Annotated in this window: 14 protein-coding genes and 1 tRNA gene; 11 read left to right on the forward strand and 4 right to left on the reverse strand. The window is 60.4% G+C overall.

Annotation, left to right across the window (positions count from 1 at the left end):
* Positions 1-223: 223 nt before the first annotated feature.
* Positions 224-517, forward strand: a complete 294-nt coding sequence (locus tag ACPYOJ_RS21870) for an Rdx family protein (RefSeq protein WP_168827960.1) — start codon at positions 224-226, stop codon at positions 515-517.
* Positions 518-520: 3 nt separating this feature from the next.
* Here ACPYOJ_RS21870 and ACPYOJ_RS21875 read toward each other — a convergent pair whose 3' ends face one another.
* A complete protein-coding gene (locus ACPYOJ_RS21875) occupies positions 521-946 on the reverse strand; it encodes a BA14K family protein (protein WP_481418114.1) in 426 nt (141 codons plus the stop codon).
* Between the two features lie 205 nt (positions 947-1,151).
* On the opposite strand from ACPYOJ_RS21875, the gene ACPYOJ_RS21880 reads away from it, so the two are divergent.
* A tRNA-Leu gene (locus ACPYOJ_RS21880) sits at positions 1,152-1,236 on the forward strand.
* 139 nt (positions 1,237-1,375) lie between these two features.
* Here the strand turns inward: ACPYOJ_RS21880 and ACPYOJ_RS21885 are convergent.
* From ACPYOJ_RS21885 to ACPYOJ_RS21895, 3 genes are all read right to left on the reverse strand, one after another.
* Positions 1,376-1,735, reverse strand: coding sequence for an SPW repeat protein (locus ACPYOJ_RS21885; RefSeq protein WP_168827958.1), 360 nt, complete (start codon positions 1,733-1,735; stop codon positions 1,376-1,378).
* A gap of 319 nt (positions 1,736-2,054) precedes the next feature.
* Positions 2,055-2,387: a hypothetical protein gene (locus ACPYOJ_RS21890; protein ID WP_481418115.1), complete on the reverse strand. Its 333-nt coding sequence runs from the start codon at positions 2,385-2,387 to the stop codon at positions 2,055-2,057.
* A 112-nt stretch (positions 2,388-2,499) separates the two neighbouring features.
* Positions 2,500-4,089: a GumC family protein gene (locus ACPYOJ_RS21895; protein ID WP_481418116.1), complete on the reverse strand. Its 1,590-nt coding sequence runs from the start codon at positions 4,087-4,089 to the stop codon at positions 2,500-2,502.
* A gap of 135 nt (positions 4,090-4,224) precedes the next feature.
* On the opposite strand from ACPYOJ_RS21895, the gene ACPYOJ_RS21900 reads away from it, so the two are divergent.
* The 9 genes from ACPYOJ_RS21900 to ACPYOJ_RS21940 form a co-directional block, all read left to right on the forward strand.
* On the forward strand, positions 4,225-5,292 hold the full coding sequence (locus ACPYOJ_RS21900) for a glycoside hydrolase family 5 protein (RefSeq protein ID WP_481418117.1): 1,068 nt from the start codon (positions 4,225-4,227) through the stop codon (positions 5,290-5,292).
* The gene (locus ACPYOJ_RS21905) at positions 5,292-6,536 is read left to right on the forward strand and encodes a hypothetical protein (RefSeq protein ID WP_481418118.1); all 1,245 of its coding nucleotides are present in this window, start codon (positions 5,292-5,294) and stop codon (positions 6,534-6,536) included. Before ACPYOJ_RS21900 ends, ACPYOJ_RS21905 begins: the two co-directional genes overlap by 1 nt.
* Before the next feature lie 136 nt (positions 6,537-6,672).
* Positions 6,673-7,557, forward strand: coding sequence for a formyltetrahydrofolate deformylase (gene purU, locus ACPYOJ_RS21910; protein WP_481418119.1), 885 nt, complete (start codon positions 6,673-6,675; stop codon positions 7,555-7,557).
* Between the two features lie 93 nt (positions 7,558-7,650).
* On the forward strand, positions 7,651-10,578 hold the full coding sequence (locus ACPYOJ_RS21915) for an aminotransferase (protein ID WP_481418120.1): 2,928 nt from the start codon (positions 7,651-7,653) through the stop codon (positions 10,576-10,578).
* A 522-nt stretch (positions 10,579-11,100) separates the two neighbouring features.
* Positions 11,101-11,295: a hypothetical protein gene (locus ACPYOJ_RS21920; protein ID WP_027510551.1), complete on the forward strand. Its 195-nt coding sequence runs from the start codon at positions 11,101-11,103 to the stop codon at positions 11,293-11,295.
* Between the two features lie 125 nt (positions 11,296-11,420).
* A complete protein-coding gene (locus tag ACPYOJ_RS21925; protein ID WP_481418121.1) occupies positions 11,421-12,407 on the forward strand; it encodes a P1 family peptidase in 987 nt (328 codons plus the stop codon).
* A gap of 42 nt (positions 12,408-12,449) precedes the next feature.
* Positions 12,450-13,355 (forward strand): LysR substrate-binding domain-containing protein, encoded by a 906-nt coding sequence (locus ACPYOJ_RS21930; RefSeq protein ID WP_481418122.1) that lies wholly within the window; start codon positions 12,450-12,452, stop codon positions 13,353-13,355.
* Between the two features lie 88 nt (positions 13,356-13,443).
* On the forward strand, positions 13,444-14,955 hold the full coding sequence (locus ACPYOJ_RS21935) for an ABC transporter substrate-binding protein (protein WP_481418123.1): 1,512 nt from the start codon (positions 13,444-13,446) through the stop codon (positions 14,953-14,955).
* A gap of 38 nt (positions 14,956-14,993) precedes the next feature.
* The coding region (locus ACPYOJ_RS21940) for an ABC transporter permease (protein ID WP_481418124.1) at positions 14,994-15,908 on the forward strand (915 nt) is incomplete at its 3' end.

The following is a 15,908-nucleotide window of genomic DNA, read 5'->3' on the forward strand; positions in this document are numbered from 1 at the left end:
CATGAAGGGCGCAATCCAGCTTGATTTTAGCTGGCTACCAGACGACTAACCCATGGGCCGCGCTCGTCTGTTGCATCAGCCATTCGGCATTCGCCTCGGCATGCCCGATGACGAGGATTGGGGTATCAGCGATTCGGATTCCGTTCGGGTGAGTAGTGCGGCCGATCGCGATTGCGCGAGATGCGGCGAGGTCTTAAATCAGTCGAACGAAAGGAAATTTCCGATGTCTGAGAAAGCCCGTGTGACGATCCTCTACTGCACCCAATGCAACTGGCTGCTGCGCGCCGGCTGGATGGCGCAGGAGCTGTTGCAGACCTTTTCTGACAGTCTCGGCGAAGTAGCGCTCATCCCGGGCACCGGCGGCAATTTCGAAATCCGCGTCAATGGCGAGCTCATCTGGGAGCGCAAGCGAGACGGCGGGTTCCCCGGCCCCAAGGAGCTCAAGCAGCGCGTGCGCGATATCATTGAACCCGGCCGCGACCTCGGCCATACCGACCGGGCCTCGCCGGAAAGCTGACGCCTAGTCAAAGGGCGAATTGCAGGTCTTGTACCAGCCCTGGTAGGTCACGAAGCGATCGGTCTTCGGATTGTACGTCCGGTACTGATTCCGGCACCATTCGACGTGCTTGCTGCGATCGGCGGTGGGGCGGATCCGCTGGACCGGCGGTGGATCACCGTAGGTAAGCCGTGGCTGGGCCTGCGCGCGTGGCTGATAATAAGTCGGCCCTCTTGCCTCCGGCGGGCGATAGTTCGGCTGGATATAGGCAGGGCGGTGCCACTGCTGGGGCCCGAAGCCGAAGCAGCCGCGGTAGTCGCAATAGGTCGATTGCACATTGATGATCGCAGGATTGCGCAACTGAAGCGGTGCGAGCGGCGGTGCGGCGCTGGCCGCAAGCGGCAGGAGACCAATGGCAAGGCCGAAGACAATCGTTCGACGGGTGGACATCGCTGATTCCTTTCTGATCCTTCCGATGTAGGACTGCGCGCGCAGCAGAGCATACACGACCGGCACAAACTTGTTCAGTTCTGTGTGATCCTGCTGGGCGGGACCGGCCCTAGCACGGGATATCTGCTGTTTTTCACAGACTGTCAGGAAAACTTCAAAATGTCAGTTGACAGCAAAGAGCCACCCCCTTACATGGCTCTCCGTCGCCCAGATGGCGGAATTGGTAGACGCGCAGGTTTCAGGTACCTGTGCCGCGAGGCGTGGAGGTTCGAGTCCTCTTCTGGGCACCATTCCCTTACGATCCTATTGAGATCGTTGAATTAGCTGTTATCGCCGATATTTTTTCGCCCGATGTGGAAGCAACGAAACTTGCAGCGGCGGGCTTGTGCTGCCGCTTAGCCACTTGCTCAGCAATTGCCTCGGACCGGCTTAGGCGTGAGCTTGGGGGTGGTTGACGTCCCAGACTGCCCACAGCGATACGGCGCCGATGAGCACGCCCATAACCACGCTGGTCCACATCGCGTTCGCATTGGCCGCAAAACCGAGCAGCCAGGGAGACACAATCAACCAGAGGCCGAGCACCAGGTTTGCCCATTCCTCCCATTCGGCAAAAACCGACAGCGCGGCGATCGTCAACGCACCGAGAGCGATAGCGACGATCCAGGCGTTCCAAGTGGGTACGGTATCAGCTGCAAAGCCGATGACCCATGGTGAGATGAACAAGCATACCGCCAGGACCAGATTAGCCCAATCCTGCTTTCTTTTTCCTTCCATCAGAGTGTTTGGCATGACAACCTCCCAGGTGACTAACCAAACCATCATCTCGCGTGCACCGCACGCAGATGAATATAAGTAATTTCTTAAAAGAAATCGTTCAAGAGCCTTGCCGAACAGTATCTTAGCCTGGTTGGCCGGACATATCAGTCTAACCTTCACCGGGTGGGCTTCTCGGAGCCACCCAGCGACGGCGGGAGGTTCTCCGGTCGAGCCCGAGAGACTGCGGCGCCTCGCGTGACAAGGTCCCCGGCGTCACGAGGCTTGTCCTACATAATGTTAGAATTTTCTCACGATAGTCGAATGTGTTCAAATCAAAGATTTGGCATGAAAGTCACCGCACCGGCTGAAAATGGCCTCTCGCGGGCACGCGCGTACCCTGGCTCACATAACCGTTGCGATCGCACACATAAACAGTCGTGGGCATGCCGCCGGACCGGAAAATCCAATCTCCGTTACGGCGGATGCCGCGCGTTTCCGTGTGGCAGACATATTGCTCCTCATCCTTCTTGTCGGGCTGAGCCTTGACGCCGGGGAGATCGGGATAGGGATAGAGCGCCTGAACGTCGGCCTTGCCTGCACTCTTCCAATCGGTTGCAAGGGAAGGCCCAGCGACCAGACTGCCGGCGATGGAAAGCGCCGCGAATAGAATCTGCAGGGATCGCATATCGGTCGCCTTTCGCTCGCCGGACGGCACCAGTGGCATTCGCGTTGAAATTTAGGAAGCGGCGTGGCAGCCATCAAGCAGCTGACAGGGCGAGCCACGGCAAAGTGATTGTTCAAGCCTCTTTCGGCTGGGGCTCTCTGCGAAAGTACCCCCGGATAACCGGATGAGCAAAGAGGCTTGCGAGGATTGCAAAGGCTGCGCCTGCCGCAAAGCCCGCAAAGAGCCCGCCGATCACGCCCGCCACCAGCAGAACCTTCTTGCCCGGACCATCAGGTTTTGCCGGCGGTTCTGCTTCTGAAATGATGCGGATGTTGTTCTGAGGAAGGTTCTGTTCCTCCGTGGTCTGGCTGGAGCGCTTCAGAACGGTCTCGTAGATCTCGCGCGCAGCCGTTGCCTTGCGCTGCAGCTCGTTGAGTTCGACTTGTTTGTCGGATGTGGTTGCCTGCAGTGCCTTTTGTATATTCAGCTCCTTGGCGATCGCATCTTCGGCTTTCTTCGCCTGGTCGTAGTCGGCACGCGCCGAAGTCACCATGCGTTGCAACTCACCCTTTATCTCGTCGGAGATGCTCTGCAGCGATGAGCGGGCTGCCTGCAATCGCGGATGGCGCGCACCCATCTGGCTCTCGAGGCTACCGACGATCGCGGCCTGGGTAGCATACTGCTGGCGAAGGCTGGCGAGCGAAGAACTCACCGTGCTACCATCCGTCTGGCTGTTGGCGACAACATCCTCGAAGCTCATGTTCGCGGCCGCATCCGCGCGGGCCTTGGCCTGGATCGACTTCTCCTGCGCTGTCAGCAAAAGCGTATTCAATGAGGCGAGGCGCTGGTCGGAGATCAGATTGCCTTCTGTCGCGGCCATATCATTATCGGCACGGAAGGTTTCGACGGCCTGTTCGGCCTCCTGCACCTTCTGGCGCAGATCATTCAGACGTCCATCGAGCGTCGCAGTGGTATTTTCGTACAGCCCCGTCGAGGCGCTGCTTTCCTCCTGGATGAACGAGGAAACGACCTGGTTGGCAAGCTTGGCGGATTTCTCCGGATCGTTTGTCACGGCCGTCAGCGACACGACATAGGTGCTGCTCTGGCGGGTAATCGTGAGCGCCTTTTGCAGGGCGGCGACGACGGCTGCGTCGTCGCTCCGACCGCCGTTGAATGCGGGATCCTGCGCGAGTTTCATGGTGTCGGCGACCCGGCGCAGCACATTGCCTGACATCAGGATCTGCACCTGACTGTCGATCAACGATGAAATCATCTCGGGCGAGATCGTCGATGATTGCGTCGTGGGATCCGCAAGGCCGATCTGGCGCGGATCGAAATAGAGGCTGGTGGTCGCCGTGAATTTCTGCGGCAGCAGCGGCAAGACTGCTCCGCCGGCCAGAGCGCCCAGCGCGGCCAGCCCGAGAACGATCAGCCGCCTGTTCCAGATCGCAAAGATGATCGAGCGGACGTCGAGTAGCGGCGATGACGGGTCGAATACCGGGGCGGCGACAGGGCGTTCCGGCTGCCGCGGTGGAGGCGGCGTCAATTCTCGGATGCGTGTCTCGGCAGCCGGCACCGCTTCCGGCTCTGGTACAGGCTTTGCAAAGTCGCTGGGCCTCAGGACAGGCGTGCGCGCGCCCGAGCTTCCCGGCGCCGCTGGCGCAGGCTCGTAGCTTCGCCAGCTCGGCAGCCGACTGACCCTGTTCCTGTCGAATTGACTCATAGACACACTCGTGACCCGCCGACGCAGACCTTGGCGGAGGTATGCCCGACTTTAGAAATCCTTAGCTAACGGAGCGTTAAGATGCGCCGACTGATATTCGCCCGAACACGTCAGATACGCCCGAAAGCGAGAACGATGAAAGCCGCCTTTTCCCCTTGGCGCCAGATGCTGACGCTCGCCGCGGCAATGCTGCCGTTGTACGCCGGCTTTGCGGAAGCAGCAGCCCCCTGCTTTCGCGGCATCAACCTTTCCGGTGCCGAATTCGGCAAGCCGGATGGCGAGATCTTCAAAGACTACGCCTATCCATCCGAAGAAACCGTCACCTACTTCGCAAGCAAGGGCATGAATATCGTTCGCCTACCATTCCTATGGGAGCGGCTTCAGCCCGAACTCGGGCAGGCGCTGAACGACGAAGAACTCCAGCGCATCAAGGATACGGTGGCGCTTCTGCGCAAACATAAGGTGACCGTCATCCTCGACCCGCATAACTATGCCGAATACAGGCAAACCCAGATCGGCACGCCGCCGGTGACGACGCTTGCATTCGCAGATTTCTGGGCGCGGCTTGCCGTCGAATTCGCCAATCAGGACGATGTCATTCTCGGGCTTATGAACGAGCCACACGATATCGCCAGCGACAAATGGCTGAGCGCTGCCAACGCTGCGATCAGGAGCATTCGGGCGGTCGGCGCCGGCAATCTCATCCTGGTGCCTGGCACCAAATGGACGGGAGCGCACTCCTGGGAATCTGATGGTCCGGGTGGGCCGAACGGCACCGTCATGCTCGGCGTCAAGGATCCGCGCAAGAACTATGCCTATGAGGTTCACCAGTATTTCGACAGCGATTCGTCAGGTACGCATGATGAATGTTCCGGCAACGACAACGCCAGAAACGCCATTGTCCGCGTGTCCGACTGGGCGCGAAAGAACGGCGCGAAGGTGTTGCTTGGCGAATTCGGCGTCTCGCAGGCGCCGGAATGCGTCGCCGGATTGAAGACGGTGCTCGATGCGATGCAGGAAAACGGCGATGTCTGGCTTGGCTGGACCTATTGGGTCGCAGGCGATTGGTGGCCGGAAAGCGAACCGCTCAATGTGCAGCCGCATGAGGGCCGGCAGCGAAAGCAGGTCGAAGCGCTGGAAGCTGCCGCAACAGCGCCTTCTCCTCCAGCGGCCGCGTGCCGGACAATCGGCAGGGAGCGCTAATGGCACGGCGCGACACAGTGACCAAGGAACCAATCGACTATGGCATCCTGGCCGTCGGTGTGCTGTCGGTTACCTATAATTGCATCCTTGCCTTCATCAACCACAACATCACGCCGCTTGCACCGTCACATGTCGCCCTTTGTGAGATTCTGCTGCTGATCTACAGCTTCGGCTACCTGTTGAAGCGGGGACTTTTCCAAGAGGACCTCGCCCCGCTCGCCTACTTGTTGGCGACAATTTTCCTCACCGTTTACGTGATGGCGGTCAACCGGGCGGGCTACATCGACCACCTTCGCAACGTGCTGATCATCTTCGCCTTCGTCATCATGGGTCGATGGACGAACGAACGAACGCTGAAGCTGGTCTTCAAGATCTGCTGCGCCGTCGTGCTGGCGGTCCTGGTCTGCGAGATCGTCTCGGTGCAGGCTTACGTGGCACTGTTTCATCCGGCAGAGTATTTCGAAAACACCCGCGGCGTGCCGCGCGCCACCTATAGCGATCTCGGGCTTTTCCGTGGTGCGCTCGGCTTTCCGTCCCGCTTCTCCTTCGGCATCATCGATCACCGGTCGTCGTCGATCTTTCTGGAACAGGTGTCGCTGGCCAACTTCTGCGGCGTGATCGTCATCTATCTCGTCAGCTTCTCCAATCGCCTGAAACCGTTCGACCGGCTGCTTTTTATCTTCACCGTCGTTTTGATCCTCGTCACCAACGATACGCGGACCATGCTTATCTTCACCGTGGTCTGCCTTGGCGGCTATTTTATCTACCCGTGGGTTCCGAAGATCTGCGATTTCCTGATGATGCCTGGGATCGTCGTCATGGGCTTCATCATTCATTCGTTCCGTCCCGATGCCCATGACGACGATTTCGTCGGCCGCATCAGCGGCACCGTCAGAAACATCATCGCCATGGACATTCCGGCGACGCTGGGCCTTGAACTCGAGAAGGCCACGACATTCGTCGACAGCGGCTATGTTTACATAACCTATGGCGCGACCATCTTCGGCCTCATTCTCTTCTGGCTCTTCGTCTCCTTTTTTCCGGCAGGAGAGACGCCGAACCAGAAGCGCCTTGCCCATTCACTGTCGCTCTTCATGTTCCTCAACCTCATGATCGGCTCGACCGCAATTTTCTCGATGAAGACGGCGGGGCTCGTCTGGCTGCTTGTCGGCTTCCTGAAGGTCGACGAGGGCGCCCGTGGAAAACGTGCCGCCACTCAGACTGCGGCAACGGTCTCGGCCTGAAACGCTGCGCGGCGGGGATATGCGACGGCGCAGGCGGGACGAAATTTTGCGCCAGTTTCCGTAAGCTCGTCCTATGCGGCGTGACCGCTTTGATCTAAGCAGGCCTGCGGCCATTGCCGCGAGAGGGAAGAGGGACATGACGAACTACGTATTGACGGTATCGTGCAAATCGACGCGCGGGATCGTGGCTGCGATTGCGAGTTATCTCGCCGGTCAGGGCTGCAACATTGTTGACAGCTCGCAATTCGACGACCTCGACACCGGCAAGTTCTTTACCCGCGTCAGCTTCATTTCCGAAGAAGGCGTCTTGCTTCCCGCGCTGAAGGAAGGTTTCCAGCCTATCGCCGAGACGTTCGGCATGGATGCGGAAATCCACGACGGAGCCAGCCGCATGAAAGTGCTGCTGATGGTCTCCCGCTTCGGCCATTGTTTGAACGACCTCCTTTACCGCTGGAAGATCGGAGCACTTCCGATCGAGATCGTTGGTGTCGTCTCAAATCACTTCGACTATCAGAAGGTCGTGGTGAACCACGACATCCCTTTCCATCACATCAGGGTCACCAAGGAGAACAAACCGCAGGCGGAAGCGCAGCTGCTCGAACTCGTCGAGCAAACCGGCACGGAACTCATCGTGCTGGCCCGCTACATGCAGGTTCTCTCCGATGCCCTGTGCCGCAAGATGTCCGGCCGGATCATCAATATTCATCACTCCTTCCTGCCGAGCTTCAAGGGCGCGAATCCCTATAAGCAGGCCTATGAGCGCGGCGTGAAACTGATCGGCGCCACCGCCCACTACGTGACGGCTGACCTCGACGAAGGTCCGATCATCGAGCAGGACACCGCGCGTATCACCCATGCGCAGAGCGCCGACGATTACGTCTCGATCGGCCGCGACGTCGAAAGCCAGGTGCTTGCCCGCGCGATCCATGCGCATATCCATCGCCGCGTCTTCCTGAACGGCAATCGGACGATCGTCTTCCCGGCCAGCCCCGGCAGCTACGCCTCCGAACGTATGGGGTGAACCTCATCCCAATGGGCAGCACCGTCGCGCTTGCCCATGACAGGCATGCGATTATCTGCTTAATGTGGAAGATCGAAGCATGCGGGGGATTCCATGACCGATGATGTGCGTGCCGATCGTATGGACCTGCCGCGCCCGGACGTGACGCCGGCGGAAGCGGAAAACATCCTGCAATCCCGCTACGGCCTCCAAGGCACAGTCTCCGAACTCGGCAGCCAGCAGGATCGCAATTTCCGGATCGATACGGGCATCGGCAGCTATGTGCTGAAGATCTGCCACATGGCCTACGACACGCTTGAGCTCGAGGCGCAGAATGCGGCAATCCGGTATCTGACCAGCAAGGAAGGAGCACCGCGCGTCCCCAGGGTCATGAGTTCTACGGATGGCCAGGAGATCATCGCCGTCACGCTTCGCGACCAGACCTACAAAGTGCGCCTGCTCGAATATCTTGAAGGCGAAGGGCTGACGAACCGCAAACACCTGCCGAAAGCCACCGTCGCGGCCCTTGGCGCGCTCAGTGCCCGGCTGGCACAGGCACTCGCCGACTTCGACCATTCGGGTCTCGACCGCAATTTGCAATGGGATCTGCGCCGGGCTGGCCCCGTCGCGGTACAGCTTCTCTCGGCAATCACCGATAGCGCTGCACGCGACCGGATTGCCAAGACCATGGTGCTTGCCGTGCGGCGCATCCAGCCGCTCGCGCCATCGCTGCGTGTCCAGCCCGTGCATCATGACGTAACCGGCGACAATGTCGTTTGCGAGAGCGATGCGAACAGGCATCCGATACCCACCGGCGTCATCGATTTCGGCGACATCATTCGTGGCTGGCTCGTCGGCGATCTTGCCGTCACCTGCGCCTCGCTGCTGCACCAAGCCGACAGCGATCCCTTTTACATCCTGCCCGCCGTGAAGGCCTATCATGAGATCTACCCCCTTTCGGACGAGGAGTTGAAGGCGCTCTGGCCGCTGATTGTGGCCCGCGCCGTCATTCTGGTCGCGAGCAGCGAGCAGCAGATTTCGATAGATCCCGAAAACGACTACGTCCGCAATAATCTCGAGCTTGAACGGCGGATCTTCGACACGGCCATGTCCGTTCCCTTCGAACTGATGGAGGCGGCCATTCTCGGGGCCGCGGGTGTCGGAACGACCTCCATCGATATGTCCGGCTGGCATGCGCTTATGCCGGAGGTCGATTCTGCGAACATCGCCGATGTCGACCTGGGGGTGCAAAGCCCGCATTTTGCGGCTGGAAACTGGCTGAACGCGGAAATGGACTGGCGGCTTCTGGCACGCTCGGCCAATGAAGCCGGCACAGCGGCGACCCGCTATGGCGAATACCGGCTTTCACGCGCCAATCTGCGGAGCGCCAAACAGCCGTCGACCTTCGCGCTGCATAACGATATCTGCCTGCCCGCAGGAAGCACCGTGGCTGCCCCCTTTGAAGGACGCATCGACTCCAAGAACCATCATCTCGTCCTGATCGGCGAGGGCATCAGTCTGCATCTCGATGGCGTGGACCTGTCGGTCGAGGACGGCGTGGAGGTGACGCAGGGACAGATCATGGGAACGGTCTCGGGCGAGCCGTCTTCGCTTGGTGGTTTGCGCGTCCAGCTGTGCACGGTGCCCGGCCTCGAACCGCCGCTCTTTGCCTCGCCATCGCAGGCAGCAGCTTGGTCCGTGCTTTGCCCCTCGCCTGCGCGCCTGCTCGGGCCAGGCGCGAATGCGCCCAAGCCCGAGACGGACGAACTCCTCGCCAGGCGCCAAGCGCATCTCGCAAAGCCTCAGAAGAATTACTACGAGAAGCCCCCCCAGATGGAGCGCGGCTGGAAGGAGCACATGTTCGATGTCGAGGCCCGCGCCTATCTCGACATGGTCAACAACGTCACCATTCTCGGCCACGGGCATCCGCGCTTTTCGGAAGCGATTGGCGAACAATGGTTGAAACTGAACACCAATTCGCGCTTCCACTACGCGGCAATCAGCGAGTTTTCAGAGCGATTGGCTGCGCTGGCGCCCGAAGGGCTGGATCGTGTCTTCCTCGTCAATAGCGGCTCTGAGGCGAACGATCTGGCGATCCGGCTTGCCTGGGCGCATACCGGCGCGCGTAACATGCTCTGCCTACTGGAGGCCTATCACGGCTGGTCGGTGGCGAGTGACGCCGTCTCCACCTCCATTGCGGACAACCCTCAAGCGCTGACCACGCGGCCCGACTGGGTGCATCCGGTCGTTTCACCGAATATCTATCGCGGCGAGTTCCGCGGACCGGACTCCGCCGGCGCCTATATCGAGGCCGTGGCGCCCGTGCTCCAAAAGATCGAAGACCGCGGCGAGGGGCTCGCAGGCTTCATCGCCGAATCGGTCTACGGGAACGCCGGCGGCATCTCCTTGCCGGACGGCTATCTGGCGGAAATCTATGCGCAGGTTCGCGCGCGCGGCGGGGTTTGCATTGCCGATGAGGTGCAGGTTGGCTACGGCAGGCTCGGCCACCACTTCTGGGGCTTCGGACAGCAAGACGTGGTGCCGGATATCATCACTATCGCCAAAGGCATGGGCAATGGCTACCCGCTCGGCGCCGTCATCACCACGCAGGCGATCGCTGACTCGCTTGAGAAGGAAGGCTATTTCTTCTCCTCTTCCGGCGGTAGTCCGGTCAGTTGCGTGGCCGGCATGACGGTGCTTGATATCGTGGCGGACGAAAAGCTGCTGGATAATGCCCGCGAAGTGGGCGACCACCTGAAGGGCCGGCTTGCGGCGCTGATCGACAAGCATCCGCTCGCAGGTGCCGTTCATGGCATGGGGCTTTATCTCGGGCTCGAATTCGTGCGCGACAGAACGACGCTGGAGCCCGCGACGCAGGAGACCGCCGCAATCTGCGAGCGTCTTCTGGAGCTCGGGGTCATCATGCAGCCGACCGGCGATCACCTGAATGTGTTGAAGATCAAGCCGCCGCTTTGCCTGACCATCGAAAGCGCCGATTTCTTCGCGGACATGCTGGATAAGGTGCTTTCCGAGGGCTGGTGAGTGCCTGCTCCAGCATTAATCAATTTGGGCCATTTTCGGGCTTTCGGTTTTTTAATCAAAAGCCCCATTGCCGGAATCAAAACCGGTTCCTATGTCTGTCCCGATGATCGGAAACGGCCCCCGCCGTCATGCAATTTGCACAAAGACTTGGTAAGGTTCTTCCGGCAGATATGATGATGGTGGAATTATTTTTTTCGGATCGTCGATATTTTGACACGTTTCGGAATATGTTTCTGACAGGCTCTCCTCTATTCTCTACCAATAAAGTAGATTATAAAGGCAGTCGTCGCTGGGTTCCGAATGGTTCGAGACCCCTCAAAAGTGCAACGCCAACACAAGGAACGAGACATGATTGATATCAATATTCTCGCCACCCTCCTTGGGCGAATTGCGCTTGGCAATGACCGTCCGGGCGCCCTCTCCCGCCCGAACTGTCGAATGTGACCTTCGTCCTCCCTTTCAACGGTACCAGACAAGTCAATTCGTCATCGCCTCGCAATCCGCGCGGCAGGAGTTCTACGCATGAAAAAGCAAGTAATCGAATATGCAGGCGTTCCCGTCGGGATCGTCATCCCGGATGAAGACCGGCTGAAGTTCATCGCCGTGAAATTTCACGTGCACGACCTCGACGAGCAGCGTTTCAGCTCGCCGGACGAGGTGAAGCTCGCGATCCACGACCTGATGACCCGGCGCCATCCGAAACCAATCCATGCCTGACGACAGGCGGAGATTTCCGCGCTGCGTCACTTTCGAGGATTTATGACCGGTCCCGCCAAGCGGGGCCGGTCTTGTTTTTTGATCCGGCTTGCGATCCTATTCGGCATCCACGAGGGACGACGCGTTTGCTCAATCTCATTACCGATATCGATGGCGTTTCGATCGGCCACGCCACGGATCTCCAACTCGGTTCCGGCGTCACCGTAATCGTCTTCGACGAACCGGCGACGGCTTCGGCGACCGTTCTCGGCGGGGCACCCGGTGGCCGGGACACTGCGTTGCTCGATCCCGCGATGACGGTCGAGAAGGTCGACGCCTTCGTTCTTTCCGGCGGCTCGGCCTTTGGATTGGATGCGGCAGGCGGCGTCCAGGCTGGCCTGAGGGAAGCAGGACGCGGTTTTCAGGTCGGTGCGGTGCGTGTGCCGATCGCACCGCAAGCGATTCTGTTCGATCTGTTGAATGGCGGCGGCAAGGATTGGGGCCTGCATTCGCCCTACCGGGACATGGGCCATGCGGCATTCGAGGCGGCGGCGAAGGGCAGATTTCCGCTCGGAACCGTGGGTGCCGGAACCGGAGCGACCACGGCAACGTTCAAGGGCGGCCTCGGCTCGGCAAGCGCAATCAGCAGCGCGGGGCATCGGATTGCGGCAATCGTCGCGGTCAATGCGCTCGGCTCGGCAACGATCGGCGACGGTCCGCACTTCTGGGCAGCGCCCTTCGAGCGCGATGACGAATTCGGCGGCCTCGGAATGCCGCCTGAGATCGACGATCGCCTGCGGCTGAAGGGCATGATGGCCCCTGCGACCACGATCGGTGCCGTCGTCACCGATGCGGTACTGTCGAAGGCAGAGGCGCATCGTCTATCGATCGGTGCACATGACGGTCTTGCCAGAGCGCTGCTTCCCGCGCACCTGCCGCTCGACGGCGATACCGTGTTTGCTGCCTCGACCGGCGCACGGCCGCTGACGGACATGCGCGCACTGATGGAGCTTTGCCATCTCGCCGGGATAGTCATGGCGCGTGCCATCGCGCGCGGCGTCTATGAAGCGACCGCGCTCCCGCACGAGGGAGCTCAAAGCGCCTGGCGGGACCGCTATCTGGACCGGCGCTGATCGCCTAAATAAAGTCCGCAATCCAAGCCGCGGAGAGAGACGATGCAGATTCGGGCCCTGATGTATTTCGACGAGCTGGTCAGGACCAATTCCATGCGCCAGGCAGCCGAGAACCTGGGCGTTGCGCCAACTGCTGTCAGCCGGCAGATCGAGAATCTCGAAGAGCATTTCGGCACAACGCTGGTCGAGCGCAGCGCCCGGGGCGTGACGCTGACGGCGGCAGGCGAGCTGCTTGCCGCACGGGCGGGGCGGACGCTCCGGGAACTCGAACATGTGCAGCAGCTGATCGAGGATCTGAAGGGACTCGAGTGCGGACGGGTGACCATCTACGCCAACGGTGCGATCGTCACCAGCCTGCTTGCGCCCGCACTCTCGGAGTTCAGCCGCAGCTATCCCAACATCCATTTCGACGTGATGATCACCAGCGCCCGCCAGGCTGTCGAGGCGGTCAATTCCGCGCGGGCGGACATGGCGCTCACCCTCTTTGCACCGCAGATGCCGGATGCAAAGGTCATCGCGCGATCGGAGATCGCTTATGACGTCATTGTCTCAACGCGGCATCCGCTCGCCGGACGCAAGGAAGTGACGCTTCGCGAACTCGCCCGTCACACGCTGGCACTGCCGGAAAAATCCTTCGGCTTCCGGCAGAACTTTGATGCCGCGGCCGAGCGTCAGGGGCTGACGATCGAGCCTGCCTTTACGGTCAGCGCGCTGGAGATGCTGAAGGAACTGGTGCTGAACGACATGGCGGCAACGCTGCTGCCGCGACTTTCCGTTCGCCGCGAGATCGAGGCCGCTTGGCTCGCCGCCATTCCGCTTGCCAGCGAAAGTTCGATCCGTACCCATGCCGAGCTTTCGATCGCCCCCGACCGGCAACTTTCCTTTGCCGCATCAAAGCTCAGCGGTTTCATCGAGGAGTTCATGCGCACAAGCCTCAGGCGCCGCTAACCCCCTTGCGTTTGGAGCCGTTTTAGTGTGTATCGATTTTCGATACACAGCGAACACAAATCGTGTTCATAACGACTGACGGAAAACCATGAGCCGCATTCTCGATTCCGCCCGCCGCATTTCCTTTCTCGCTATATCCTGTGCCACGCTGACAGCCGTGGCCGTGCCTGCACATGCAGCAAAGACCTCGCTCAATCTCGGCATGAGCGTGGAGCCGACAGGGCTCGATCCAACGATCGCTGCACCGGTGGCGATCGGCCAGGTGACCTGGCAGAATGTCTTTGAAGGGCTGGTTTCGATCGATGAGAGCGGCAAAGTTGAGCCGCAGCTAGCCAAGAGTTGGGACATTTCGCCGGACGGCCTAACCTATACATTCAAGCTTCAGACGGGCGTCAAGTTCCACGACGGCGAGGCCTTCGATTCGGCCGCAGCCAAATTCACGCTCGACCGGGCACGCGGCAAGGATTCCGTCAATCCGCAGAAGCGCTTCTTCGCCTCGATCGCCTCGATCGATACGCCGGATCCCGAGACGCTGGTGCTGCATCTCTCCCAGCTGGCGGGAAGCCTGATTTACTGGCTCGGCTGGCCAGCCTCGGTCATGGTCAGCCCGAAGTCGGCGGCGGACGACAAGACGAAGCCGGTCGGCACCGGCCCGTTCAAATTCGTCAACTGGGCAAAAGGCGACAAGGTCGAGCTTGCGAAGAACGAAGCCTATTGGAACAGCCAAGCGTCCGTGAAGCTCGACAAGGTGACCTTCCGCTTCATCGCCGACCCGCAGGCACAGGCGGCCGCGCTGAAGGCCGGCGACGTGGACGCCTTCCCGGAATTCGCGGCACCCGAGCTGATGAGCTCGTTCGAGGGCGATCCGCGGCTGGTGACGAAGATCGGCGACACCGAACTCAAGGTCGTTGCGGGCATGAACAATGCCAAGAAGCCTTTCGATGACAAGCGGGTGCGCCAGGCCCTGATGATGGCGATCGACCGTCAGACGGTGATCGATGGCGCCTGGTCCGGTCTCGGCACGGCAATCGGCAGCCACTACACGCCGAACGATCCAGGCTATGAGGACATGACCGGCGTGCTGCCCTACAATCCCGAAAAAGCCAAAGCGCTGCTTGCAGAAGCCGGCTATCCGAACGGCTTCACCTTCACGATCAAATCGCCTCAGATGGCCTATGCGCCACGCAGCGCCCAGGTGATGCAGGCAATGTTGGCCGAGATCGGCGTCACCATGAACATCGAGCCCACGGAATTTCCGGCAAAATGGGTCCAGGATGTGATGAAGGATCGCGCCTACGAGATGACGATCGTCGCGCATGCCGAGCCGATGGACATCGACATCTATTCGCGCGATCCCTACTATTTCAACTACAAGAACCCGGCTTTCGACGCGCTCATGAGGAAGGTGCAGGAGACAACCGATCCGGCCGTGCAGAACAGGGTCTACGGCGAGGCGCAGAAAGTCCTCGCCGAGGACGTGCCGGCACTCTATCTTTTCGTCATGCCGAAGCTCGGCGTGTGGGACAAAAAGCTGAAGGGCCTGTGGGAAAGCGAGCCGATCCCGTCGAACGTTCTGACGAATGTTTCCTGGGAGGAGTGAGGCTGGGGCGGGATATGCAGAAGGCGTGAATAGGTGACATGATCGCGATTCTTGGCCGTCGCCTCGCCGGGCTTTTCCTGACGCTTGCAGCCGTCTCCCTCCTGATATTCGCGATCATGGATCTTCTGCCCGGCGATCCCGCGTCGATTATGCTCGGCACCTCGGCAACGCCGGAGACGCTGGCCGCCCTTCGCCATACGCTCGGGCTCGATCAGCCCCTGCTGTTTCGCTACGGGCAATGGGTAGCCGGGGTGTTTTCCGGTGATCTCGGGCAGTCCTACACCTATGGCGTTCCAGTTACCGGGCTGATCCTCGAGCGGCTCGCGGTGACACTGCCGCTGGCTGTGCTCGCGATCCTTCTTTCCATCGTCGTCGCCGTGCCACTCGGCACTCTGGCGGCTGCACGGCGAAACGGCATTGCCGACATCGTCGCGACACTCTTTTCGCAGATCAGCATTGCCGTGCCGGCCTTCTGGGTGGCGCTACTGCTCATCATCCTGTTTTCCACCACGCTTCGCCTCATGCCGGCCGGCGGGTTTCCCGGCTGGAGTGCCGGCTTCTGGCCGGCGCTGCACGCACTGCTGATGCCTGCCGTGGCCTTGGCGCTGCCGCAGGCTGGCGTGCTGACGCTCGTCACCCGCTCAGCCGTCCTGGAAACCTTGCATGAGGATTTCACGCGGACAGCGCGCGCGAAGGGGCTTTCGGCGCGCGCGGTCTTGTGGCGGCACGCGGTACCGAACGCGCTGGTACCGATCCTGACTATCCTGGGATTGCAGTTTACATTCCTCGTGGCGGGCGCGGTGCTGGTCGAGAATGTCTTCAACCTGCCGGGCCTCGGGCGACTTGCCTTTCAAGCGCTGTCGCAGCGCGACATCATGGTCATGCAGGACGTCGTGCTGTTCTTTGCCGCGCTTGTCATGCTCATGAATTTCCTGGTCGATATGTCCTATCTC

This window comes from Rhizobium sp. SVR5-9E (assembly GCF_056755095.1).